Below are 1,070 nucleotides of genomic sequence, written 5' to 3'. Positions count from 1 at the left end.
TAACCGACGACCGCGGCTTCCGAGACCAGATTGTGCGAGACGAGAGCGGATTCCACCTCCGCCGTGCCGAGCCGGTGGCCGGAGACGTTCAGCACGTCGTCGACGCGGCCGGTGATCCAGTAATAACCATCCGCATCGCGCCGGCAGCCGTCGCCGGTGAAATACTTGCCCTTGTAGGTGGAGAAATAGGTCTGGATGAAGCGCTCGTGATCGCCATAGACCGTGCGCATCTGGCCCGGCCAGCTGTCGGTGATGCAGAGATTGCCGTCGGCCGCACCTTCCAGCACCTTGCCCTCATTGTCGACCAGCTGCGGCTTGATGCCGAAGAACGGGGTCGTCGCCGAACCGGGTTTCAGATCGGTGGCGCCAGGCAGCGGCGTGATCATATGGCCGCCGGTTTCCGTCTGCCACCACGTATCGATGACAGGGCAGCGCTTGTCGCCGACGACATTGTAATACCATTCCCAGGCCTCGGGATTGATCGGCTCGCCGACCGTGCCGAGCAGGCGCAGCGAAGAGCGCGAAGAGCGCGTCACGAAGTCGTCACCGGCGCCCATCAGCGAGCGGATCGCCGTTGGCGCCGTATAGAAGATGTTGACCTTGTGCTTGTCGATGACTTCCCAGAAACGGCCCTGATCCGGGAAATTCGGCACGCCCTCGAACATCAGCGTCGTCGCACAGTTCGCGAGCGGCCCATAGACGATATAGGAATGGCCGGTCACCCAGCCGACATCGGCCGTACACCAGTAGACGTCGCCGTCGTGATAATCGAAAACATATTCATGGGTCATTGCCGCATAGACGAGATAACCGCCCGTCGTGTGCAGCACGCCCTTCGGCTTGCCGGTCGAGCCTGACGTATAAAGAATGAAGAGCGGGTCTTCCGCCTTCATCTTCACCGGCGGGCATTCCGCCTTCACGGTGGCGACCTCCTGGTGATGCCAGAGATCGCGGCCCGGTGCCCAGCCGGTCTTGCCGCCGGTGCGGCGAACGACCAGAACCTTGTCCACGATCACGTGCTGGCGTGCTGCAATGTGAATAGCCGTATCGGTATTGTCCTTCAGCGGCAC

At 61.9% G+C, this 1,070-nt stretch carries 1 protein-coding gene; it reads right to left on the bottom strand.

All coding sequences use genetic code 11. The features are described from left to right. Window positions 1-1,070, bottom strand: a 1,070-nt coding sequence (locus C3Y91_RS03415; protein WP_168574983.1) for an acetate--CoA ligase, incomplete at both ends; no start/stop codon positions are given.

Source organism: Rhizobium ruizarguesonis (assembly GCF_012349115.1).
Taxonomy (GTDB): domain Bacteria; phylum Pseudomonadota; class Alphaproteobacteria; order Rhizobiales; family Rhizobiaceae; genus Rhizobium; species Rhizobium ruizarguesonis.
The sequence above is the reverse complement of the archived record's forward strand: the minus strand, read 5'-3'. Positions and strand labels throughout refer to the sequence as shown.